Origin of the sequence: Bradyrhizobium sp. USDA 326 (assembly GCF_049739485.1) — a bacterium.
In the GTDB taxonomy this organism is placed as follows: Bacteria; Pseudomonadota; Alphaproteobacteria; order Rhizobiales; family Xanthobacteraceae; genus Bradyrhizobium.
Genome location: NZ_JBMGQA010000001.1, coordinates 4,612,639 through 4,633,425, shown reverse-complemented (window position 1 = coordinate 4,633,425; position 20,787 = coordinate 4,612,639). Strand labels below are relative to the sequence as shown.

The window sequence follows — 20,787 nt, the reverse complement described above, 5'->3', positions numbered from 1 at the left end:
AAAAGGTTCCCAGTTTTCTTTCGCCCAAAGGGCCAGCAAACCTAATTCGTCTCGATCGGCAGCGCCGGATCTTTCGCCCATTCGCCCATCGAGGCGTCGTAGAGCGTCAGCTTGTCGAAGCCGAGTTCCGCCAGCAGGAAGAGGTCGACCGTCGCCGAAATGCCGCCGCCGCAATAGCAAATCACGGTCTTGTCGCGCGTGACGCCCTGGGCCGCGAATTTGGCCTCGGCATCTGCAAGCGTCGTCAGCGTCTTGTCGGCGTTCACCAGCGTTGCGGCTGGAACGTTGACGCTGCCGGGCACGCGACCCGGCCGGCCATAGCGGCTGGGTTCGAGGCCGCGGTGAAACTGCGGCCCGAGCGCGTTGACGATGACAGTCGCGGGATCTCCGATCCGCGCCAGCACGGTGGTCTTGTCGATAAAGAAGCCCGCGCGCGGCGTCGCCTTGAAGGTCGTCGCCGGATAGCCCTTCGGGGCACCTCTTTCGACCGGCCGCCCCTCCTCCTTCCATTTGTCGAACCCACCATCGAGCACGAGCGCATCGATGCCGAGCGCGCGCAACATCCACCAGAACCGCGTCGCCCACATCATGGTGCCGATGCTGTAGAGCACGATGGTCTTGGACGCGTCGACCCCATGCCGGCCGAAGGCGGCCTCCAGCTGGGCGACATCAGGCATCATGTAGAAGTGTTGCGACGAGGCGTCCGAGAACTCACCTTGCAGGTCGAGGAAATCGGCACCGGGGATGTGGCCGGCTGCGAAGGTCTTGTCGCCGGGCACCGCGCGATAGGGCACGTCGCTGCCTGGGGGCACCGGCTCGTTATAGGTCGTGCAGTCGTACAGGCGGAGATTGGGATCGCCCAAGATGGCGGCGAGCTGGTCGGTGGTGATGAGGCCGGCTGGCTGGGACATTGGATTACTCTCCCGTTCGAGAGGGAGTGTAAGCCTCTCCCCTTGTCATTGCGAGGAGCTCTTGCGACCAAGCAATCCAGACTGCCTACCGAAAATTTCTGGATTGCTTCGCTGTGCTCGCAATGACGGGGGATGGTGCGTTCGTCCTCCGACGGAAGCCCTACGGCTTCAGCGTCTCCAGAAACCGCACCGCCTCGCCCTGCGAGGGGGTCACCAGCTCGCCCTGCCACATCACGCGGCGGCCGCGGATGAAGGTGCCGACGGGCCAGCCCGTCACGCGCACGCCGTCATAGGGAGTCCAGCCGGCCTTGGATGCAACCCATTTGTTGGTGATGGTCTCGCTGCGCTTCAGATCGACGATGGTGAAGTCGGCGTCATAGCCGGCGGCGATGCGGCCCTTGCAGGCCATGCTGTAAATGCGAGCGGGACCGGCGCTGGTGAGGTCGACGAACCGCGCCAGCGACAGGCGGCCGGCATTGACGTGGTCGAGCATGAGCGGCACCAGCGTCTGCACCCCGGTCATGCCCGAGGGCGAGGCCGGATAGGTCTTCTGCTTCTCTTCCAGCGTATGCGGTGCATGGTCGGAGCCTAGCACGTCGATGATGCCCTGCTCGATGCCGCGCCAGATGCCGGCGCGGTGATCGGCGCCGCGCACCGGCGGGTTCATCTGCGCCAGCGTGCCGAGCCGCTCGTAGCATTCGGGCGCGACCAGCGTGAGATGATGCGGCGTCGCTTCGCAGGAGGCGACATCCTTATGGTCGCGCAGGAACTCGATCTCCTGCTTGGTCGAGATGTGCAGCACGTGAATGCGCTTGCCCGTCTCGTGCGCGAGATTGACCAGTCGCTGCGTCGCCACCAGCGCCGCGGTCTCGTCGCGCCAGACCGGATGCGAGCGCGCGTCGCCCTCGATGCGCTGCGGCTTGCGCTCGTTGAGCCGATACTCGTCCTCGGCGTGGAAGGCCGCACGGCGGCGGATCACCTGGAAGATGCGGCGCAGGCTTTCGTCGTCCTCCACCAGCAGTGCGCCGGTCGAGGAGCCGATGAACACCTTGACGCCGGCGCAGCCGGGGGCGCGCTCGAGCACCGGCAGGTCCTGCACGTTCTCGCGGGTGCCGCCGATGAAGAAGGCGAAATCGCAATGCATGCGATGATGGGCGCGCTTCACCTTGTCGGTGAATTCGGCCTCCGTCACCGTCAGCGGCGCGGTGTTCGGCATTTCGAACACGGCGGTGACGCCGCCCATCACGGCGCTGCGCGAGCCGGTCTCGAGGTCTTCCTTGTGCTCCAGCCCGGGCTCGCGGAAATGCACCTGCGTGTCCATCACGCCGGGCAGGATGTGCAGGCCCTTGCAGTCGAGCACCTCCGCGGCGTTGCCTTGCGACAGCGGGCCCAGCTCGGCGATGCGCCCGCCCGTGATGCCGATGTCGCGAACAGCCTCGCCGTCCTGGTTGACCACTGTGCCGCCCTTGAGGATCACATCGAAACGCTGGCTCATGGCTGAAGGCCTTTCTCATCCCCAAGCGCAGGGCTCGAGGTCTTGTCGTTTATGCGTTGGGGGCTTACGTTCCGGAGCAACATGTCGCAAGAGATTTTCGCATGAAATCGGCGTTTCTTCCCGACCGGGGCGTGGTCAAGGTCGCGGGCGAGGATGCGCGCAACTTCCTCAACGGCCTGGTCACGACCGACGTCGACAGGCTGAAACCGGGCCTGGGGCGATTCGGCGCGCTGCTGACGCCGCAGGGCAAGATCATCGTGGATTTCCTGATCACGGAAGCGCCCGCGGGTCACGGCGGCGGGTTCCTGATCGACTGCCCGAAAGCGCTGGCAGACAGCCTCGCCACCAAGCTGAAATTCTACAAGCTGCGGGCCAAGGTCACGGTCGACAACCTTTCCGACGATCTCGGCGTGCTCGCGGCCTGGGACGGCCAGCCCGCGGCCGAGCCGGACCTCGCCTTCATCGATCCACGGAACGACGGGCTCGGCTACCGCATCCTGATCCCGGAAAATCTCAAGCAGAAGCTGTCCGACCTGATCGGTGCCGAGCTGGTCGATGCGGCCGAATACGAGGCGCACCGCATCGCGCTCGGCGTGCCCCGCGGCGGGCTCGATTTCATGTACAGCGATGCATTCCCGCACGAGACCAACATGGATCGCCTCGCCGGCGTCGATTTCGACAAGGGCTGCTATGTCGGTCAGGAGGTCGTCTCGCGCATGCAGCATCGCGGCACCGCGCGCACGCGCAGCGTGAAGGTGCTGCTCGACGATGCTTCGCCCGAGCCGGGTGCGACCATTCTCGCCGGCGACAAGCCGGTCGGCACCATCGGCTCGACCGCCGGCGGCAAGGGCATTGCCCTGGTCCGCATCGACCGCGTCGCGGAAGCGCTCGACGCGGGGCAGCCGCTCACCGCTGGTGGGCTGCCTCTGACGCTCGCTGAACCGGACGTCGTTCGAATTCCAGCCAAGCAGCCCATCGCATGAGCCGTGCTCCCCGCCTGCATCCCGACGGCCTGAAGCGGTGCCCCTGGCCTGGCGAAGATCCGCTTTATGTCGCCTATCACGACACCGAATGGGGCGTGCCGGAATATGACGACCGCGCGCTGTATGAGAAGCTGATGCTCGACGGCTTCCAGGCCGGGCTGTCCTGGATCACGATCCTGCGCAAGCGCGACAATTTCCGTAAAGCCTTCGACGATTTCCAGCCGGAGAAGATCGCGCGCTACAACGCGAAGAAGGTCCATGCGCTGATGAACGATGCCGGCATCGTGCGCAACAAGGCCAAGATCGATGGCGCTATCCTGAGCGCGAAATCCTATCTCGATATCATGGAGAAAGGCCCGGGCTTCTCGAAGCTGCTGTGGGACTTCATGGACGGAAGACCGCAGGTCAACCAGTTCAAGACCACCGCGAGCGTGCCCGCATCGACGCCGCTGTCGGTGCAGATCTCCAAGGAGCTGTCCTCGCGCGGCTTCAAATTCGTCGGCCCGACCATCGTCTATGCCTTCATGCAGGCGACCGGCATGGTCAACGATCATCTCGTCGACTGCCACTGTCACGCCACCTGCGGCAGGACGCAGCGCAAGCCGCGCCTCAAGGCCAAATGACGGCGAAGAAGACCGCGCGCGATGCGCAGTCCCGCGCCTGGCAGCGCATGCTGTCGGGCCGGCGGCTCGACCTGCTCGATCCCTCGCCGCTCGACATCGAGATCGCCGACATCGCGCACGGCCTTGCCCGCGTCGCGCGCTGGAATGGGCAGACCATCGGCGCGCACATCTTTTCGGTTGCGCAGCACACGCTGCTGGTGGAAACCGTGCTGCGGCACGAGATGCCGCGGGCCGACCAGCGCATGCGGCTGGCTGCCCTGCTGCACGATGCGCCGGAATATGTGATCGGCGACATGATCTCGCCGTTCAAAGCCGTGCTCGACGGCCACTACAAGGCAGTCGAGAAGCGCCTGCTCGGCGCCATCCATATCCGCTTCGGCCTGCCGCCGGTGCTGCCCGACGAGATCACGCAAGCCATCAAGGCCGCCGATCGCGGCGCAGCTTACCTCGAGGCAACCGAACTGGCCGGCTTCAGCGAGAGCGAGGCCAAGCGCCTGTTCGGCAAGGATCCCGGCCTGTCCGACACCATCCGGCGCGACTACCTGACGCCTTGGACGGCGGCGCGGGCCGAGAAGCAGTTTCTGGAGCGATTTGGCGCCGTGTTTGCGTAGATCCTGTAAGGTGGCAAAGGCGCACTGCGCCGCGCCCGCCATCCCTTCGCGTTTGCGACAAGAGTGGCGGGCACGCTTCCGCCTTCGCTCTTCGAGCTACGGCGGACATGTCGCTTTGCCCATCCCACCGACCCTCGCTATAATCGGCGGCAAAAAGGTCTCCCATGATCCATGTCTGTTCCCTCGCCGCGCTTCCCGAAACTGTCCGCATCACCGGCGCCAGCCATGTGTTGACGGTGATGGCCAATGTCGAGCAGGTGGCACGTCCGGTGTCGGTGCTGCCGGCCAACCACCTCAAGGTGTCGATGGACGACATTACCGAGGAGATGGACGGTTTCGTCGCACCATCGGAGGCGCATATCGAGCAGGTGCTAACCTTCGTCCGCGGCTGGGACCGCAGTGCACCGCTGGTGGTGCATTGCTATGCCGGCATCAGCCGCTCCACCGCCAGCGCGTTCGCGGCCGCATGCGCGCTCAATCCGAATCGCGACGAGATCGACATTGCCAGGAAGATCCGCACGGCATCGCCGATTGCCTCGCCGAACCGACGCATCGTCGACCTCGCCGATCGTGCTCTCGGGCGCAACGGCCGCATGCTGCGCGCGCTCGACGAGATGGGACCCGGTGCGATGATGGTGGAAGGCCGCCCCTTCGTAATCGAGCTCGAATGACCAGGCGTCACGAGATAGGTGCGCTCCCTCTCCCGCTTGCGGGAGAGGGTTGGGGAGAGGGTGCGTCCTCATCGGGACACTCCCGGTGTGGAGACAACCCTCGCCCGGCGCTACGCGCCGACCTCTCCCGCAAGCGGGAGAGGTTGCAGCGCCTCCGCGGTGAAACCGCCTCAAACAACCGACAAGCCGTTTTCACAGCACCTGCGATCCCGGCCGCATGAGCGACACGCAGCTGACGCCGATCGAGATTGGCCTCACCGCCGCAATCGTCGCGATCGAAAACCACGAGCCGCTGATCCTGACCGCACCTGGTGCCGACGGGCTTGCCGGCCTGCCGTTCGGCCCGTTCGACGCGGTGAGCCATCGCACCTTCGAAATCGGCCTGCGCGCCTGGGTCGAGCAGCAGGCGGGCCTGCGGCTTGGCTATGTCGAGCAGCTCTACACCTTCGGCGATCGCGGCCGCCATGCCGAGGCCGGCGATACCGGCGCGCATATGGTGTCGATCGGCTATCTCGCACTGACGCACCCTGTGGACGGCGAGCTCGCCGCAAACGCGGCGAGCTTTGCGCCATGGTATCGCTTCTTCCCCTGGGAAGACTGGCGCGAGCAGCCGCCGGCGATCATCGCCCGGGACATCATTCCGGCGCTGACGAAGTGGGCCGAGCAGGAAACGCCGGAGACGACGCGCGCGCTGCCGCGGAAGGATCGCGTGCGGTTCTATTTCGGGCTCGACGGCGCGCCCTGGGACGAGGAACGCGTGCTCGACCGCTATGAGCTGCTGTACGAGGCCGGGCTGATCGAGGAAGCACGGCGCGATGGCCGCCCTGCGGCATTAGCGCGCAAGACACTTCCCCCGCTCGGCACGTCGATGCGGTTCGACCACCGCCGGATTCTCGCCACGGCGATCGCGCGGCTGCGTGCAAAGCTGAAGTATCGTCCTGTCATTTTTGAACTTTTGCCAGCCGAATTCACACTTACCGAACTGCAGCACACGGTGGAGGCGATCTCCGGCCGGCATCTGCACAAGCAGAATTTCCGTCGCCTGGTCGAAATGGAAGCCCTGGTCGAACCGACCGGCGTCATGTCGACACAGACGGGCGGACGGCCGGCGGCGCTCTACCGCTTCCGCCGCGAGGTGCTCCAGGAGCGGCCCGCGCCGGGCTTGCGCGTGCGCTCCCGGCGCTAGATCCTGATATTTGTGGTACCGGCCCCCGCCCGCCGGTTGCCTGGAGGCTCCATGTTCGACGGACCGTTTGACGTCTTTACGCTGATCATTGCGATCATCGCCTTCCTGATCGCGATCAAGGCGACCAACCAGGCGACCGAGCTGCGTCGCCGGCTGAGCTCGCTCGAAGAGATGTTTTACGCGCAGCGGCAGGTGCAGCCGCCCCCGTTGATACCCGCGGCGGTGCAGACCGAGGCGCCCGCAACGGCTCCAGCGGAGCCGCCGCCGCTTGCGCCCGAAACCGAGCTTGCGTCGCCTCCGCCGGTCACCGCAGATGTTTCGCCTCCCCCATTCGAGGCCGGGAGCGAGGCCGGCGCACCTCCGCCGCTGCCCGCGCCGGCGCCCGGGTTAGAGGAGCGGCTCGGCACCCGCTGGGTGGTGTGGATCGGCGGGCTCGCGCTCGCGCTCGGCGGCTTCTTCATGGTGCGCTATTCGATCGAGGCCGGCCTCCTCGGCCCCGGCGTGCGCGTGTTCCTCGGCGGATTGTTCGCGCTGGCGCTGTTAGGAGCCGGCGAATGGACGCGGCGCAAGGAGGCCATCTCCAGCATCCAGGCGCTGCCGATCGCCAACATCCCCGCGATCCTCACCGCGGCCGGCACGGCGGTAGCGTTCGCAACCATCTACGCGGCCTATGCGCTTTACGGCTTCCTCGTGCCCGCAACCGCCTTCGTGCTGCTCGGCCTGGTCGCACTCGGCACGCTCGCCGCCGCGCTGCTGCACGGGCCCGCGCTCGCCGGCCTCGGCGTGGTCGGCGCCTTCGTGACGCCGATCCTCGTCGCCAGCGGCAAGCCGGACTATTGGGCGCTTTACATCTATCTTGCTATCGTCACCGCCGCGAGCCTCGGCCTCGCCCGTATACGGTTGTGGCGCTGGCTTGCAGTCACGACAATCGTCTTCGCCGTGCTCTGGATCTTGCCGGGTCTCGACGCCGCCGAACTGCAGGTCGCGCCGCACGCCTTCCATGTCATCGCGGGCTTCGTGCTGGCCGCGCTGCTCGTCGTCTGCGGCCTCATGTTCGGGCCCGGCATCGAGGACGGCGAGATCGAGCCGGTCTCGTCGAGCTCGCTCGGTGCCTATCTGTTCGGCGCGATGCTGATCGTGCTGTCGAGTGCGCATGCCGATCTGGCGCTGATCGCGTTTGCGCTGCTCGTCGGCGCAACGCTGTTCGTCGCCTGGCGCGCGCCGGCGGCCACCGGCGCGATCGGCGCGGCTGCCGCCACCGTCTTCATCGTGTTCGCCGAATGGGCGGTGCGCGCCAATCCCGACATGCTGGTGCTGCCGGGCGGCCCCATGCCCGGCATTGGACCGACAGCAACCGACAGCGCAGTGACGCTGCACCTTGTGACGGCCACGATCTTCGCCGCCGGCTTTGGCGTCGCCGGCTTCCTGGCACAAGGCCGCTCGAACTCGGCGATCATTCCGGTGGTGTGGTCGGCGGCCGGCGTCGCGACGCCGATCGCGATCCTGGTCGCGCTCTATGCGCGCATCGCCCATCTCGACCGCTCGATCCCGTTCGCGATGCTCGCCGTGCTGCTCGCCGCCGCCTTCGGCGCTGCGACCGAGGCGCTCACGCGCCGCGAGACCCGGCCTGGCGTTGCGATCTCCACTGCCCTATTCGCGACCGGCACGCTCGGCGCACTGGCACTGGCGCTGACCTTCGCGCTGGAGAAAGGCTGGCTGACGATCGCGCTTGCGCTGATGTCGCTCGGCACGGCCTGGATCTCAATGCAGCGGCCGATTCCGTTCCTGCGCTGGCTCGCCGCGATCTTCGCCGCGCTCGTCACCACGCGCATCGCCTACGATCCGCGCATCGTCGGCGACGCCGTCGGCACCACGCCGATTTTCAACTGGCTCTTGTGGGGCTACGGCCTGCCGGCGCTTTCGTTCTGGGGCGCGAGCGTCTTCCTGCGCCGCCGCGCCGATGATGTGCCGCTGCGCATGGTCGAGACCGCCGCCATCCTGTTCACGGCCCTGCTCGCCTTCATGGAGATCCGGCACTTCGCGACCGGCGGCCGCATGACCGCCGCCCCCTCGCTGCTCGAATTCGCGCTGCAAGCCTGTATCACGCTGGCAATGGCGATCGGGTTGGAACGCTTGCGGCTGCGGAGCCGCAGCATCGTGCACAATGTCGGCGCGGTCGTGCTGACGGCGATGGCCGGGCTCATCAGCGTGCTGGGGCTCCTGATTCTGGAGAACCCGCTGCTGCTCTCCGGCGTCAACGTCGGCGGCCTCGTATTCAACCTGCTGCTCCTCGCCTATGCGCTGCCGGCCGTGCTGATGCTTCTGCTCTCTTATGCCGTGGCGGGCCATCGCCCTGTCGCATACGCCAACACGATCGCCGGCGGCGCCCTGGTGTTCGCGCTCACCTATGTGACGCTGGAGATCCGGCGGTTCTACCACGGCCCGGTCCTGCTCTACGGCGGCACAACGAGCGCGGAGCAATATACCTATTCGATCGGCTGGCTCGCGTTCGGGGTGATGCTGCTTGGCGTGGGCATCCTGGTCAATTCGGAGCGTGCGCGCCTGGCCTCGGCCGCCGTCATCGCGCTGACGATCCTGAAGGCCTTCGCCGTCGACGTCTGGACGCTGACAGGCGTCTATCGCGCGCTCTCGTTCATGTGCCTCGGCGTCGTGCTGGTCGCGATCGGCTGGCTGTACCAACGCATCCTGTTCCGGCGGCAGGTCACACTGCCGCCGGCCGCGCCGCAGACGGGCACGTGAAGGTCAGGCCGCGCGGACCGATTCCAGGAACTGCGCGACTTCGACCTTCAGGCGGGTGCTGTCGGTCGCCAGCGACTTCGCCGCCGACAACACTTCGCCCGAGGCCGAGCCGGTCTCGATCGCGCCGCGCTGCACGTCGGTGACGTTGGATGATACTTGCTGCGTGCCGAGCGCGGCCTGCTGAACGTTGCGCGAAATCTCCTGCGTGGCCGCGCCCTGCTCTTCGACGGCGGCAGCGATGGCCGAGGATACTTCGGAGAGGCGCTCGATGGTGCCGCCGATCTCCTGAATCGCGCTGACGGATTCCTGCGTTGCGGCCTGGATGCCGGACACCTGCGCGCCGATCTCGCCGGTCGCCTTCGCGGTCTGCTCGGCCAGCGCCTTGACTTCGGAGGCGACGACGGCAAAGCCGCGGCCGGACTCGCCGGCGCGCGCTGCTTCGATGGTCGCGTTCAGCGCGAGGAGGTTGGTCTGGCCCGCGATGGTGTTGATGAGCTCGACCACGTCGCCGATGCGGGAGGCCGCCTGCGACAGCGCGTTGACGCGCTCGTTGGTCCGCGCCGCCTGCTCGACGGCTTCGGCAGCCATCCGCGCCGAATCCTGCACGCGGCGGCTGATCTCGGTGATGGAGGACGACAGCTCCTCGGAGGCGGACGCCACCGCCTGGACGTTGGTGGAAGCCTCCTCCGAGGCCGCCGCAACAACGGTTGCGAGCTCCTGGCCGCGCTGGGCCGTGCCGCTCAGCGTGGCCGCGGAGGCCTCGAGCTCGGTCGAGGCCGATGACACGGTCTCGACGACTTCGCCGATCATGACCTCGAAATTGCGGGTGATGGCATCGACGCGGCGGCCACGCTCGATCTTGGCCTCGGCGTCGCGCGCCGCCGCCTCGTCGGCCGCCTTCTTGGCGATCAACGCCTCCTTGAAGATCTGGAGCGCATCCGCCATCGAGCCGATCTCCGTCTTCTCGCCGCGGTGCGGCACGTCGGCCGAGAGGTCGCCCTCGCCGAGCGACTGCATCGGACGGATGATCGAGGCGATTCCGCGCGAGACGTCGCGCACGAGGTAATAGGCGGCAGCGATCGCGATCGCGACCGCTGCAACGATGATGCCGACGAGTGCGCGGAAGATGGTGGCGTAGCTGTCGGCCGCCTGCTTCGTTTCCGCTTCGGCGCCGCTGTTGTTGAGCTCGATGCTCTTCAGGAGCAGGGAATCCGCCGCCTGAGCCATCTTCGCGACCTTGGTCTGCAGCAGCTCGTTGGCATCGGTCGGGAAGCGGCCGGTGCTCTTGCGCGACAGCGCCATCGTCTCCTGAACGCCATTGAGGTATTCGGCCCAGGCCTTGGTCACTGCTGATAGATCGAGCGTTCCTCTGGCAAGGTGATCAGGCCTTCATAGACCTTGCGCGTCTTCTCGATGCGCTCGCGTAGCGGAGCCATGCGCTTCTCAGCGGCGTCCTTGCCTTCAATGCTCTCCTGCATCAGGTGGAGTCGCAGGACGACGCGCAGCTCGTTGATGTCGGCGCGCATCGAGCCGAGTGCACGCACGCTCGGCAGCCAGCTCTCCGCGATCTCGACCGTATGGGCGTTGATGTTCTGCATCGTGCCGATCGCCATCACGCCGACGCCGGCGAGCGAGAGCACGAGGACCGACAGCACGGTCAGCAGCTTGAATACGATCGACAATTTCGACATCACGACAATCCCGATGTAGCCAGCAACGCGCGAATGACCTGCGCCGCAATCGTCGCGACGGACGACAGGGCGGAAGTCAGTTCAACAATGCTGGCTGGTTCTTGTCCCGAGAGATTGCGCCCATAATCGCAAACAGGCGTTAACAGGAACCTACGTAAAACTACGGCTCGCGCCCGTGATCGCCAACCATCTGTTGCGGCGCGCATGGACGTCTCCTGCCGCGATGCGGACGCGGCTTGATGCACCGCATCACGAAGGGGATGACGGCTTCCCTCACGGTGACGGCGAGCGTCACGCCGCGCGCACGGTACCGAGGAATTTTCCGACCTCCAGCTTCAGCCGGTTGCTGTCGCCGGACAGCGATTGCGCCGCCGCCAACACCTGCGAGGACGCCGATCCGGTCTCGCTCGCGCCTTGCTGCACATCGATGATGTTGGACGACACCTGATGGGTGCCTGCCGCGGCCTGCTGCACGTTGCGGGAAATCTCCTGCGTTGCGGCGCCCTGCTCTTCGACCGCGGCTGCGATGGTCGAGGAGATCTCCGAGAGCTTCTCGATGGTGTGGCTGATGTCCTTGATCGCGCCGACCGAATGCTCGGTGGCGGTCTGGATGCTGGCGATCTGCTGGCCGATCTCGCCGGTCGCCTTCGCGGTCTGCTCGGCGAGCGCCTTGACCTCGGAGGCGACGACGGCAAAGCCGCGGCCCGCCTCGCCGGCGCGCGCGGCCTCGATGGTTGCGTTGAGCGCCAGGAGATTGGTCTGGCCCGCGATGGTGTTGATCAGTTCCACCACGTCGCCGATCCGCGCCGCCGCAGCGGAAAGCTCGCCGACGCGGTCGGTCGTGGTCCGGGCCTGGCTCACCGCATTGCTCGCGACGCGGGCCGATTCCTGCACCTGCCGGCTGATCTCGGTGATCGACGACGACAGCTCTTCGGTCGCCGACGCCACCGACTGCACATTGGTGGACGCTTCCTCGGATGCAGCAGCAACCATGGTGGTGAGCTCCTGTCCACGCGCCGCAGTCGACGTCAGCGTCGAGGCAGAAGCTTCCAGTTCGGTCGATGCCGAGGAGACGGTATCGACGATTTCGCCGATCGCAGCCTCGAAGCTGTCCGCGAGCTTGTGCATCTCCGTCTTGCGCTGCGCGGCCGCAATCTGGTCCTGCCTGATCTTGGCTTCAGCTTCCTCGCGCGCCTTCTGTTCTGACACGACCTTGAATTTTTCGACCGCCGCAGCGACGCCGCCGACCTCGTCCTTGCGCCCGAGACCGGGCAGCACCACGGAGAGATCGCCGCCGGCGAGCTTGTCCATGGCGACCGTAAGCACGCGGATCGGCCGCGCGATGGTGAGAAACGACATCAGCCAGGAGCCGACGAGGACGAGCATGGCAAGTGCACCGACCAGCATCGCGAGCTGCTCGCTCGATTTCATTCGTGTAGCGGCCGCTGCATTTTTCTCCTCGGACTTGCGCCCCGCGTAGTCGGCGATCTGACCGATCAGGACATCGAGTTCGGCGGCAATCGGCAGGGTCACCTCGCGAGCGATGCGTACAGCGTCTTCATTGAGCTTGGCGGCACGCGACGCGCTATCTGCGCCGCTCGCAGCCAATATCTCGCTGCGGACGCCAGAAATCTGCTGCGCGGCCTTTCCATAATCCGCGGCCATCGACCTCAACTTCTCCATGCGGGCGCGGTTCTCAGCCTCGTGCGACAGGCGCAGCATCCGGTCGACCAATAAGCCGGTCGATTTCTGCTGATCCTCCAAACTCTGATTCGCCTTTTGGATATCGGCCTGGCTATTGGCTAGACGAAGGTCTCGTACAGCGAGTTGCATGCCGCGAACAGCTGCCTCCGCCTTCACCGCGTCGCGCGCGATCTGCTGCTGCGCAACTGCACTCTCTGTGATCTCGCGGACACTGACATTGCCGAGCATCTGGCTCGTGATCATGGCTCCGACCAGGAGCACCCCGAGTGCCGAAGCAATCGCCAGCTTGGTGCCGATTCTCAAATTCTGAACAAGGCTTAACATGGGCAGTTTCCCCCGAAGGAATGCGCAGCCGAGTCATTGTCGACTGTCCCTAGGCGTTGACTGCGCCCTTGCCTAAAAATTGAGCGCGGCACCTTCCGATTTGGTTAAGGGCATCACTCGCAGAAATACGGATTTGTTACGCTAAATGATTGAAAGCGAAGGGAATTGATCTCGCCATAGTTGTAAATTGCAGCTGGAGGTCGGATCTAGGGGGCTCTGCACCCGACCGTCTCGCCGACGACGCTGATTCGAAAGACCGGCTTCTTGTTCTCGTCGAGCAGCTCCATGCACCACTCGGCGTTTGGCTTCAGGCTACGCGCTATACCGCCGAGCAGATTGGCGCACACCTCGGTCATCTCGGTCCAGGCCGCCACGCGATCCTCGAACTCGTACGGCTGGTCGGCGGCGCCGGAATAGCGGCCGGTACTGATGCGAAAGAAATAGAGCGACATCGTTGACCCCTCGCGTAGAACCGCCCCGGCCGCACGCAAATTGAAGGCGAACAGCTACCAACGCATGAAGGCCGCAGTCCGTATCAATACGGCGCAGCGGCTTCGTGTTCGACGGACGTCTTCGGCGACAAGTTGCGCGGATGGTCCCGCGCGGCCAGCTCACTGGGTCGACTGGCGCAACTCCAGCGGGCCCTCATTCTTCGCCGGCTCGGACTTCACCGGCTCGAGCCGGCTGCTCTCGACACGCGGCGTCTCAACGCGCGCGGCGACTTCGGTGTTCGATGCGCCGATCGAACCGGTACGCTCCGAGGTCCGCAGCGAGCGAGGCCGCGCCGCAGCGCGCGCCATCAGCATCTGGTTGCCGCCCTGGTGATGGAAGTCGCAATAGGCGAAGCCCATGCCCGACACCGAGCCGCGGAAGCTGCGATCGTCGGTCTTTTCCAGGTTGAAACAGGGCTCGAACGGGATGCCCTTGATCGAGGCGCAAACGTTCTGGCCGCGGATCTGGAGCGTATTGCCGGGCAGGCGGAGGTGACGGACCGGGCCAGCGCCCGAGAACTGCACCGCACCGGCGGCGCCGAGGTCGTCGAGGATGCGGCCTGCACCGCGGGTGCCGTCGAAGCAGGTGAAGGCGAACACTTTGCCCGCCACGAAGCGACGCGCCTCGTCGGCGTTCATGCTCCCAGCAATGGCTGGCGCAAACGTTGCTGCCGCCGTAACAGCCCCCAACACAATACGCGCAAGCATGCTCAACTCCGAACTCAACCCCCGCAGCGGGCGATGCCTATCTCTTTACCCACTGCTTACCATACCAACCAAGGCAACATTGGAGCAGCTTGGTTGGTAAAGTCTAAACGCCGTTAGTCAATTTTAACCACGATGCGGCCCCGGACTTGGCCGGCAAGGATCTTCGCGCCCCACTCCGAAACTTCGTCGAGCGAAATTTCCTTAGTGATTTCAGATAGCTTTGTCCGATCCAGATCGGACGCGAGGCGTTGCCAGGCTGCCTTCCTCGGCTCGATCGGGCACATCACGGAATCGATGCCGAGAAGGCACACTCCGCGCAAAATAAACGGCGCGACCGAGGACGGCAGGTCCATACCGGCGGCCAGACCGCAAGCCGCGATCGCTCCACCATATTTCGTCATCGAGAGCAGATTCGCGAGGGTCGCCGAGCCGACGCTGTCGACGCCGCCTGCCCAACGCTCCTTGGCGAGGGGCTTTGCCGGTGCCGAGAGTTCATTGCGGTCGATGACTTCGGCTGCTCCCAGGTGCTTCAGGTAGTCGGCCTCGGAGGCCCGGCCGGTCGACGCGATGACGTGGTAGCCGAGCTTGGAGAGCACGGCGATCGCGACCGAGCCGACGCCGCCGGCAGCGCCGGTCACCACGACCGGGCCGCTCTTCGGCGAGAGACCGTGCTTCTCGAGCGCCAGCACCGCGAGCATCGCAGTGAAGCCGGCGGTGCCGATCGCCATGGCATCGCGCGCCGACAGGCCCTGCGGCAAGGCGACCAGCCAGTCGCCCTTCACCCGCGCCTTCTCCGCGTAGGCGCCGAGATGGGTCTCGCCCATGCCCCAACCGGTGCAGACCACCTTGTCGCCCGCCTTCCACTGTGAATGCGATGAGGCTTCGACGGTGCCGGCGAAGTCGATGCCGGCAATCATCGGGAAGCGGCGCACCACCGGGGCCTTGCCTGTGAGCGCAAGGCCGTCCTTGTAGTTCAGCGTCGACCATTCCACACGGACGGTGACGTTACCGTCCATCAGCTCGGCTTCGTCGAACTGCGTGAGCTGCGCGGTGGTGCCCTTGTCCGCCTTGTCGATCCGGATCGCCTTGAATGTGGCCACGACTGAACTCCCTGACTTGTTTCAGGGATTGTTTAGCCGATCAGGCAGGCTGTGCAACCGCTCGCTCGACAGGTTTCTCCACAATGGGAAGATTGATCAGCGCGGAAAGCACGCCGAACAGGATCGAGAGCCACCAGATCGGCGTGTAGGAACCGAACCGCTCGAACACGATGCCCCCTAACCAGACGCCGAGGAAACCGCCGACCTGATGGCTGACGAAGGCGAAGCCGTACAGCGTGGCGAGCCAGCGCGTGCCGAACATCAGCGCCACCAGCGCCGAGGTCGGCGGCACCGTCGACAGCCACGTCAGGCCGGAAATCGCGCCGAATGCGATCGCCGAGAACGGCGTGATCGGGAACGAGATGAAGGCGAGCGTTGCCAGCGCACGCGTGAAGTAGATGGTCGAGAGGATGTAGCGTTTGGGCAGGGAGTTCTGGAGATAGCCGACGCTGAGCGAGCCGATGATGTTGAACAGGCCGATTGCCGCGATCACCCAGCCTCCGGTTTGCGCGGAGATGCCGCGATCGACCAGGAAGGCCGGCAGATGCACGGTGATGAAGGCCAGCTGGAAGCCGCAGGTGAAGAAGCCGAGCACCAGCAGCACGTATGAGCGGTGGCCGAAGGCTTCGGCCAGCGCCCTGGTGAAGGTCTGCTCATCTACAGGCGCCGTGTTGGCCGTGCTTGCGACCGGCGGCGTCGAGAGCGCCAGTGACAGCGGGATGATCAGCAGCATCAGGAAACCGAACACGGAGAGCGCCTGCTGCCAGCCGAAATTATCGATCAACGCGACGCCGATCGGTGCGAACAGGAACTGCCCGAACGAGCCCGCCGCCGTGCCGGCACCGAGCGCGAGGCCACGCTTCTCCGCCGGCAACAGCTTGCTGAACGCCGACAGCACCAGGTTGAACGAGCAGCCGGCAAGACCAAAGCCGACCATCACGCCCGCGCCGATGTCGAGCGACAGTGGCGTCGAGGAGTAGCGCATCAGGAGCAGGCCGCCGGCATAGAGCAGAGCGCCGACACACATCACCCGGAACAGGCCGAAGCGATCGGCGACTGCGCCGGCGAAGGGCTGGCCCAGCCCCCACAACAGATTCTGTACGGCAATCGCGAGGCCAAACACGTCGCGGCCCCAGCTGAATTCGTGACTCATCGGCTGCACGAAGAAGCCGAGCGCCGAGCGCGGACCGAAGCCGAGCATGCCGATCGCACAACCGCAGAGAATGATGACGGCCGGGGTACGCCAGTTGGAGGAACGTGAGGCCGGAGCGAGCTCGCCGATCTGTGTCGACATGGTCTTCCTCGTCTGTCGTTGACGGATGCGCGATCAGCAGCCGCGGGAGAGCCCGTTTAATGCATCTGCATGCAAATCCCAAGTCAAAAAAGATCGCCAGTCGAGGACGATTGCATTCCATGAGGGGCTGCCGCGGGAGCATTGCGTTTCAATGCGGCCTCGCGCGGCGCTTCACCCGCGAACTGACGGGAATGTGTGCGGCAGGATCTAGCGGCCCGAACCGGAGCGTGCTATCTTTGATTTACTCAGATTGAGCATATTTGGGTACAACCTGATCTGACCGGCCTTCTCGGCCGGATTTATCAGGCCCTATATATTCTCATATTGAGCATAATAACCATGCATGGGAGGCTTCAATGCCGATCGCTGGAATTTACGGCCCCGACGATTTTGCCAATCGGCCGCAGGGCCAACTCATCACCTCCCCTCGCGCCGCGTCGGCGCCCGCGGGACCGACGTGGCCAATGCCCTCCCTGGAATGGACGGCGGGGGTCGAGCGCGCCACCGCGCCGCTCTATGAGCGCGTGAAACACGTGATCCCGCCGATCGAATGGCCGCTGATGGCGCCGACCATCAACGCGATCAACGAGTTGAAGCGCGCGCGGGGTGCGGTGATCCTCGCCCACAACTACCAGGCCCCGGAGATCTTCCACTGTGTGGCCGACATCGGCGGCGACTCGCTCCAACTCGCCGTCGAAGCCACCAAGGTGAAGGCAGACATCATCGTCCAGTGCGGCGTGCACTTCATGGCGGAGACCTCCAAGCTGCTCAATCCGGACAAGACCGTTTTGATTCCGGATTCGCGCGCGGGCTGCTCGCTCGCCGCCAGCATCACCGGCGCCGACGTGCGGCTGCTCCGCGAAAGATTCCCTGGCGTGCCCATCGTTGCCTATGTCAACACCTCGGCAGAGGTGAAGGCGGAAGTCGATATCTGCTGCACGTCTTCGAACGCGGTGCAGGTGGTCGAGAGCCTAAACGCGCCGAGCGTGATCTTCCTGCCCGACCGATACCTCGCCACTTACGTGGCTTCGAAGACCGACGTGAAGATCATCGCCTGGAAAGGCGCCTGCGAGGTGCATGAGCGCTTCACGGGCGAGGAGCTGCGGACTTTTCGGCAAGCCGATCAGTCCGTCCAGATCATCGCGCATCCGGAGTGCCCGCCGGACGTCCTGGCGGAAGCCGACTTCACCGGTTCGACCGCACACATGATCAACTGGGTGCGCGCGAAGCGGCCGCGGCGCCTCGTCATGATCACCGAATGCTCGATGGCCGACAATGTGCGGGCCGAGCTTCCCGATGTGGAGATGCTGCGGCCCTGCAATCTCTGCCCGCACATGAAGCGCATCACGCTCGCCAAGATCCTGGAGAGCCTGCTGACGCTTCGCGAGGAGGTGACGATCGATCCCGCGCTTGCCGAACGCGCGCGGCGTTCGGTCGAGCGAATGATCAACCTGAAGAACTAGGACGGGACGCAGCAACACACACGTCTGTCGTCCCGGACAAGCGCGCCTCGAGCGCGCGCAGATCCGGGACCCATAATCACAGGCAGATATTTGGCGAAGAACGGCGTTGCGCAGCTTCGCGCAACAAGCTCCCGCCGAGCGTATGCGGTCCCTGCTTTCGCAGCGACGACGGCGGAGTGAATGGAGAGGACAATGACCAACGCCATCCACAACCTCACCCGCAGCACCGACGACGTCGTCATCGTCGGGGGCGGCCTCGCCGGACTGTTCTGCGCGCTGAAACTCGCGCCGCGGCCGGTGACGTTGGTCTCGGCGGCACCGCTCGGACAGGGCGCGTCGTCCGCGTGGGCGCAAGGCGGCATCGCCGCGGCGGTGGCCGAAGGCGACACGCCGGAGGCACACGCCGCCGATACCGTCGCGGTCGGCGGCGGCCTTGTCGATGAAGCAGTCGCACTCGGGATCGCGCGCGAGGCGGCCCCGCGCATCCATGATCTTCTCGCTTACGGGGTGCCGTTCGATCGCGATCTCGACGGCAGGCTTGCCGTCGGACGGGAAGCTGCGCATTCCGCACGTCGCATCGTGCATGTGCGCGGCGATGGTGCTGGCGTCGCGATCATCGCAGCGCTGAGCGAAGCCGTGCGGCGCACGCCCGCGATCCGTCTGATGGAAGGCTTTGTCGCCGAAGCCCTGCTGACCGAGGACGGCGCCGTGACCGGCCTTCAATTGCGCGAAACCGGCCATCCCTCTGCACGGGCGGTCGTGCTCGCTTCACGCGCGATCGTGCTTGCGACCGGCGGAATCGGACATCTCTATGGCGTCACCACCAACCCGTGTGAAGCGAGCGGCTCGGGCCTTGCGATCGCCGCCCGCGCCGGCGCCGTGATTGCCGATCCTGAATTCGTGCAGTTCCACCCGACCGCCATCATGGTCGGCCGCGACCCGGCACCGCTCGCCACCGAAGCGCTGCGCGGCGAAGGGGCAACGCTGATCAATGGCAACGGCGAGCGCTTCATGAGCGCCCGCCACCCGCTCGCGGAGCTCGCGCCCCGCGATATCGTGGCCCGCGGCGTGTTCGCCGAGATCGCGGCCGGACGCGGCGCCTTCCTCGATGCGCGGCAGGCACTGGGCGCGCGCTTTGCCGAGAAGTTTCCGACCGTGCATGCGAGCTGCATCGCCGCTGGCATCGATCCCGCGGCGCAGCCGATTCCGATTGCGCCGGCCGCACACTATCACATGGGCGGCATCGCGGTGGACATGCGCGGCCGCAGCTCGATCGACGGGCTCTGGGCCTGCGGCGAAGTGTCCTCGACCGGCGCGCACGGCGCCAACCGCCTCGCCTCCAATTCGCTGCTCGAAGCCGTGGTCTATGCCGCGCGCATCGCTGACGACATCGCCGGCCATGCGATCCCCGCGCCCGCCCGTCTGCCCGATGCTGTGACAGCGCGAGGCGGTACGGCGGATAGCACAGCCGTGAAGCGGCTGCGCGCGATGATGAGCGCGCATGTCGGCGTGATCCGCGACGGTGACGGGCTTGCGCAAGCCGTGCGCTACTTCGCCATGCTCGAACGCGAGGCCGCAGACATCGTCCTCCGCAACATGGCGATTTCGGCCCTGCTCATCGCCGTTGCGGCCTGGATGCGGCGCGAGAGCCGCGGTGCGCATTTCCGTTCCGATCATCCGGCTGACGATCCCGGGCGGGCCCGGAGAACGATGACGACGCTCGTCGCGATGCGCGAGGTCGCGGAGAGTCTCGACGAGCGTGCGCTGCCACGCATTGCGCAATCCATGATCGGCTGAAGGAGGCCCCATGCTCACTCCGACCTCACTGCTCTATCCCGACGCCTTTCTCTCTCCGCTCGCGATCGACGCGGCCGTGCAGCGCGCGCTCGACGAGGACCTCGGCCGCGCCGGCGACATCACCTCGCTTGCGACGATTCCGGAAGCGACGACGGCGCAAGCGGTCCTCGTCGCGCGTCAGTCCGGCGTGATCGCCGGATTGCCGCTGGCGCTCGCGACCTTGCAGAAACTGTCGCCCGACATCGAGCTGCGTGCACATGTCCGCGACGCCGCGCGGGTCGCGCGCGGGCAGCATGTGCTGACGATCTCGGGCCCCGCGCGCGTCATTCTCACGGCCGAGCGAACCGCGCTCAACTTCGTCGGCCGCCTGTCGGGCGTCGCCACGCTCACGGCGGATCATGTCGCGCGCACCGAAGGCACGAAGATGCGCATCTGCTGCACGCGAAAAACCACGCCCGGACTACGCGCACTGGAGAAATACGCGGTGCGCTGCGGCGGCGGCTTCAATCATCGCTTCGGGCTCGACGATGCCATCCTGATCAAGGACAATCACATCGCGGTGGCCGGCGGCATCCGTCCGGTGCTGGAGCGCGCCCGAGCCCACGCGGGCCACCTCGTCAAGATCGAGATCGAGGTCGACACGCTGGCGCAACTACGCGAAGTGCTCGACAGCGGGATGGCCGACGCGGTGCTGCTCGACAACATGGACCTCGCGATGCTGCGCGAGGCCGTCAGGATCAACGGGGGCCGTCTCAAGCTGGAGGCGTCCGGCGGCGTCACGCTGGACTCGATCGCCGCGATCGCGGCGGCCGGTGTCGATTATGCGTCGGCGGGCGCATTGACGCATTCGGCGCCGAACTTCGACTGCGCACTGGATATCGAGGCGTAGTTCAAGCACCTGAGCTTCCACACCGACTTGGCCGGGCTTGTCCCGGCCATCCACGTCTGGCATGTGGAACGAAGAACGTGGATGCC

The 20,787-nt window shown here is 65.8% G+C and carries 16 protein-coding genes and 1 pseudogene; 9 read left to right on the top strand and 8 right to left on the bottom strand.

The genetic code is table 11. The features are described from left to right. Nucleotides 1-41: 41 nt before the first annotated feature. Together ABIG06_RS21750 and ABIG06_RS21745 are read right to left on the bottom strand one after the other, a co-directional pair. A complete protein-coding gene (locus tag ABIG06_RS21750; RefSeq protein ID WP_370138585.1) occupies nucleotides 42-911 on the bottom strand; it encodes a sulfurtransferase in 870 nt (289 codons plus the stop codon). Nucleotides 912-1,071: 160 nt separating this feature from the next. Next, nucleotides 1,072-2,406, bottom strand: coding sequence for a dihydroorotase (locus tag ABIG06_RS21745; RefSeq protein ID WP_370138584.1), 1,335 nt, complete (start codon nucleotides 2,404-2,406; stop codon nucleotides 1,072-1,074). A 101-nt stretch (nucleotides 2,407-2,507) separates the two neighbouring features. Here ABIG06_RS21745 and ABIG06_RS21740 point away from each other — a divergent pair, with 101 nt between their 5' ends. The 6 genes from ABIG06_RS21740 (at nucleotide 2,508) to ABIG06_RS21715 (ending at nucleotide 9,240) form a co-directional block, all read left to right on the top strand. After that, a complete protein-coding gene (locus tag ABIG06_RS21740; protein ID WP_370138583.1) occupies nucleotides 2,508-3,389 on the top strand; it encodes a YgfZ/GcvT domain-containing protein in 882 nt (293 codons plus the stop codon). After that, nucleotides 3,386-4,012, top strand: a complete 627-nt coding sequence (locus tag ABIG06_RS21735; protein ID WP_370138582.1) for a DNA-3-methyladenine glycosylase I — start codon at nucleotides 3,386-3,388, stop codon at nucleotides 4,010-4,012. Before ABIG06_RS21740 ends, ABIG06_RS21735 begins: the two co-directional genes overlap by 4 nt. Then, entirely contained in the window at nucleotides 4,009-4,623 is a 615-nt protein-coding gene (locus ABIG06_RS21730; protein ID WP_370138580.1) for a YfbR-like 5'-deoxynucleotidase, read from the top strand. Before ABIG06_RS21735 ends, ABIG06_RS21730 begins: the two co-directional genes overlap by 4 nt. A gap of 164 nt (nucleotides 4,624-4,787) precedes the next feature. Beyond that, the gene (locus ABIG06_RS21725) at nucleotides 4,788-5,294 is read left to right on the top strand and encodes a tyrosine phosphatase family protein (RefSeq protein WP_370138579.1); all 507 of its coding nucleotides are present in this window, start codon (nucleotides 4,788-4,790) and stop codon (nucleotides 5,292-5,294) included. A 217-nt stretch (nucleotides 5,295-5,511) separates the two neighbouring features. Then, nucleotides 5,512-6,480 carry an NUDIX hydrolase gene (locus tag ABIG06_RS21720; RefSeq protein WP_370138578.1) on the top strand — a complete coding sequence of 323 codons (969 nt, stop codon included), beginning with the start codon at nucleotides 5,512-5,514 and terminating at the stop codon, nucleotides 6,478-6,480. Between the two features lie 51 nt (nucleotides 6,481-6,531). After that, entirely contained in the window at nucleotides 6,532-9,240 is a 2,709-nt protein-coding gene (locus tag ABIG06_RS21715) for a DUF2339 domain-containing protein (protein WP_370138577.1), read from the top strand. 3 nt (nucleotides 9,241-9,243) lie between these two features. Here ABIG06_RS21715 and ABIG06_RS21710 read toward each other — a convergent pair. From ABIG06_RS21710 to ABIG06_RS21685, 6 genes and pseudogenes are all read right to left on the bottom strand, one after another. Then, a pseudogene (locus ABIG06_RS21710) lies at nucleotides 9,244-10,931 on the bottom strand (methyl-accepting chemotaxis protein). 291 nt (nucleotides 10,932-11,222) lie between these two features. After that, the gene (locus ABIG06_RS21705; protein WP_370138576.1) at nucleotides 11,223-12,959 is read right to left on the bottom strand and encodes a methyl-accepting chemotaxis protein; all 1,737 of its coding nucleotides are present in this window, start codon (nucleotides 12,957-12,959) and stop codon (nucleotides 11,223-11,225) included. Nucleotides 12,960-13,165: 206 nt separating this feature from the next. Next, the gene (locus tag ABIG06_RS21700; protein WP_124159769.1) at nucleotides 13,166-13,411 is read right to left on the bottom strand and encodes a DUF6894 family protein; all 246 of its coding nucleotides are present in this window, start codon (nucleotides 13,409-13,411) and stop codon (nucleotides 13,166-13,168) included. 159 nt (nucleotides 13,412-13,570) lie between these two features. Then, complete coding sequence (locus ABIG06_RS21695) at nucleotides 13,571-14,158, bottom strand: hypothetical protein (protein ID WP_124159770.1); 588 nt, start codon at nucleotides 14,156-14,158, stop codon at nucleotides 13,571-13,573. Nucleotides 14,159-14,271: 113 nt separating this feature from the next. Then, nucleotides 14,272-15,258 carry an MDR family oxidoreductase gene (locus ABIG06_RS21690; RefSeq protein WP_370138575.1) on the bottom strand — a complete coding sequence of 329 codons (987 nt, stop codon included), beginning with the start codon at nucleotides 15,256-15,258 and terminating at the stop codon, nucleotides 14,272-14,274. A 40-nt stretch (nucleotides 15,259-15,298) separates the two neighbouring features. Continuing rightward, nucleotides 15,299-16,552: an MFS transporter gene (locus ABIG06_RS21685; RefSeq protein ID WP_124159772.1), complete on the bottom strand. Its 1,254-nt coding sequence runs from the start codon at nucleotides 16,550-16,552 to the stop codon at nucleotides 15,299-15,301. Nucleotides 16,553-16,908: 356 nt separating this feature from the next. On the opposite strand from ABIG06_RS21685, the gene nadA reads away from it, so the two are divergent. The 3 genes from nadA to nadC all read left to right on the top strand — a co-directional run bounded on the left by nadA (nucleotide 16,909) and on the right by nadC (nucleotide 20,701). After that, the gene (gene nadA, locus ABIG06_RS21680; protein WP_124159773.1) at nucleotides 16,909-18,015 is read left to right on the top strand and encodes a quinolinate synthase NadA; all 1,107 of its coding nucleotides are present in this window, start codon (nucleotides 16,909-16,911) and stop codon (nucleotides 18,013-18,015) included. Nucleotides 18,016-18,207: 192 nt separating this feature from the next. After that, nucleotides 18,208-19,812: an L-aspartate oxidase gene (locus ABIG06_RS21675; protein ID WP_370138573.1), complete on the top strand. Its 1,605-nt coding sequence runs from the start codon at nucleotides 18,208-18,210 to the stop codon at nucleotides 19,810-19,812. A 10-nt stretch (nucleotides 19,813-19,822) separates the two neighbouring features. Then, nucleotides 19,823-20,701: a carboxylating nicotinate-nucleotide diphosphorylase gene (nadC, locus tag ABIG06_RS21670; RefSeq protein WP_424578388.1), complete on the top strand. Its 879-nt coding sequence runs from the start codon at nucleotides 19,823-19,825 to the stop codon at nucleotides 20,699-20,701. The last annotated feature ends 86 nt before the right edge of the window (nucleotides 20,702-20,787 follow it).

Coding starts and splice junctions, on each gene's coding strand:
- ABIG06_RS21695 (WP_124159770.1), bottom strand. CDS start 14,158: ATGCTTGCGCGTATTGTGTTGGGGGCTGTTACGGCGGCAGCAACGTTT.
- ABIG06_RS21685 (WP_124159772.1), bottom strand. CDS start 16,552: ATGTCGACACAGATCGGCGAGCTCGCTCCGGCCTCACGTTCCTCCAAC.
- nadC (WP_424578388.1), top strand. CDS start 19,823: ATGCTCACTCCGACCTCACTGCTCTATCCCGACGCCTTTCTCTCTCCG.
- ABIG06_RS21715 (WP_370138577.1), top strand. CDS start 6,532: ATGTTCGACGGACCGTTTGACGTCTTTACGCTGATCATTGCGATCATC.
- ABIG06_RS21705 (WP_370138576.1), bottom strand. CDS start 12,959: ATGTTAAGCCTTGTTCAGAATTTGAGAATCGGCACCAAGCTGGCGATT.
- nadA (WP_124159773.1), top strand. CDS start 16,909: ATGCCGATCGCTGGAATTTACGGCCCCGACGATTTTGCCAATCGGCCG.
- ABIG06_RS21700 (WP_124159769.1), bottom strand. CDS start 13,411: ATGTCGCTCTATTTCTTTCGCATCAGTACCGGCCGCTATTCCGGCGCC.
- ABIG06_RS21720 (WP_370138578.1), top strand. CDS start 5,512: ATGAGCGACACGCAGCTGACGCCGATCGAGATTGGCCTCACCGCCGCA.
- ABIG06_RS21725 (WP_370138579.1), top strand. CDS start 4,788: ATGATCCATGTCTGTTCCCTCGCCGCGCTTCCCGAAACTGTCCGCATC.
- ABIG06_RS21675 (WP_370138573.1), top strand. CDS start 18,208: ATGACCAACGCCATCCACAACCTCACCCGCAGCACCGACGACGTCGTC.
- ABIG06_RS21750 (WP_370138585.1), bottom strand. CDS start 911: ATGTCCCAGCCAGCCGGCCTCATCACCACCGACCAGCTCGCCGCCATC.
- ABIG06_RS21745 (WP_370138584.1), bottom strand. CDS start 2,406: ATGAGCCAGCGTTTCGATGTGATCCTCAAGGGCGGCACAGTGGTCAAC.
- ABIG06_RS21730 (WP_370138580.1), top strand. CDS start 4,009: ATGACGGCGAAGAAGACCGCGCGCGATGCGCAGTCCCGCGCCTGGCAG.
- ABIG06_RS21735 (WP_370138582.1), top strand. CDS start 3,386: ATGAGCCGTGCTCCCCGCCTGCATCCCGACGGCCTGAAGCGGTGCCCC.
- ABIG06_RS21740 (WP_370138583.1), top strand. CDS start 2,508: ATGAAATCGGCGTTTCTTCCCGACCGGGGCGTGGTCAAGGTCGCGGGC.